Consider the following 1,456-nt stretch of genomic DNA (forward strand, 5'->3'; position numbering starts at 1 on the left):
CGCCCTCCCGACGCAACGACAAAACCGTAAAGCCCCGCGTTCAGCATAACCCGGCAGGAATCCACTTAAATCCAGCGGGGCGCTGTCCAAACAACCGGGGCCAGCTCTCAAGTGAGGGATCTGCACCCACTGCACGTAGCTTGGGGTTGGCAGGGGTATCGCCGCCATGCCGGTCAATTGCTTCACTGCCGAGTGGTTGAACCAGAATACCCCGAGATAGTGCCCAAGAATAACTGATAGCGCGGCGATCGCCCGAAGGGTGTTCGCAAATTCAATCTTCGGCGAGTTCATTTCAGGACGCTCCCCAGCGGGCGCGAAACCTACCACCACAACCCCACAGCGAGCAAGATGGACAAATTTAGCTAATGCCCCTCGTTCTGTGGGGAGAGTAGAAGTCGGACGTATCCGACTACGAAGCCCAGGCAACCCGCAACATCCTCAACGTGATTCCGCGTGGGGACGGTTACGGCCCGTTCCCGAGTTTGGCGGTTTATACACAGCCCCTCCCGGCGGCGTGCCGGGGTGCTTTCTACGCCCTGGAATCTGACGGAACTGTCATCACGTTCGCGGCGAGGGTTGACCGGCTGTATCAGCTCAACAATACCGATTTCACATGGAAGAACGTTAGCCTCCCCGCTGCTGCCTCCTCGATCTCAAATGCCAGCCCGGCTGTCATCACCTACACCAATACGTTCGCGGCTGGCGATCCTTTTGTATTCTCGGCCTCGGGCACGTTGCCAACTGGGTTGACTGCTAGCACAACCTATTACGTCATCGCCGCCAGTCTATCAGGTAGTGCGTTTCGGGTTTCGGCTACTCTGGGCGGCGCGGCGATCAATACGTCCAGCGCTGGTTCTGGCACTCATTCTGTTACCTCGATCTATTCGATCCTGACGGCTGCGGCTCAGTGGCAATGGGCTCAATTCGGGAATCTGGTATTCGCCACGCAAGCCAACGTGGTCTTGCAGGTCTTCAATCTTCAGACCGATAGCGCATTTGCTGTGTGTGGCGGGTCTCCTCCACAAGCGGCTCACATCAGTGTTCTCGGTCGGTTTCTCGCTCTCTCGGGGCTGCTCTCCAATCCGTTCCGCATTCAATGGTCTGGACTAAGCAATACGACCATCTATTTTGATGCTGCAGGGTGAGACTTCTATCGTCAACGCAACCTCGTCAGGTCAATCAGGCTGTACTTGCGGTTGACGAGACAGGTTCTGATTCTGCTACCTATATGCAGCTTAGGGCAGTTCTTGACACGCATCGGCTTGGCAAGACATTGAAATAGAACGAGAAAAATTAGCGTTGGAAAAATTACCTCTCTCCTTGTGGGAGAGGGTGGATCGCCGCGTAGCGGCGAGACGGGTGAGCGACTGTGTTCGCTGTCAAGCGGGTTGCCATGGTGTTTTCGTCCTGATCATGACGTTGAGGATGGTCAGCAGCTTGCGGGCGACGGCGATCA

Annotated in this window: 1 protein-coding gene and 1 pseudogene; one reads left to right on the plus strand and one right to left on the minus strand. The window is 56.2% G+C overall.

Annotation, left to right across the window (positions count from 1 at the left end; genetic code table 11):
* Positions 1-291, minus strand: a pseudogene (locus QJT78_RS51190) (hypothetical protein); the annotation flags it as partial.
* Between the two features lie 191 nt (positions 292-482).
* On the opposite strand from QJT78_RS51190, the gene QJT78_RS51195 reads away from it, so the two are divergent.
* Positions 483-1,145, plus strand: a complete 663-nt coding sequence (locus tag QJT78_RS51195) for a hypothetical protein (protein WP_038954074.1) — start codon at positions 483-485, stop codon at positions 1,143-1,145.
* The last annotated feature ends 311 nt before the right edge of the window (positions 1,146-1,456 follow it).

The organism is Bradyrhizobium sp. Mp27 (genome assembly GCF_029953005.1).
In the GTDB taxonomy this organism is placed as follows: domain Bacteria; phylum Pseudomonadota; class Alphaproteobacteria; order Rhizobiales; family Xanthobacteraceae; genus Bradyrhizobium; species Bradyrhizobium barranii.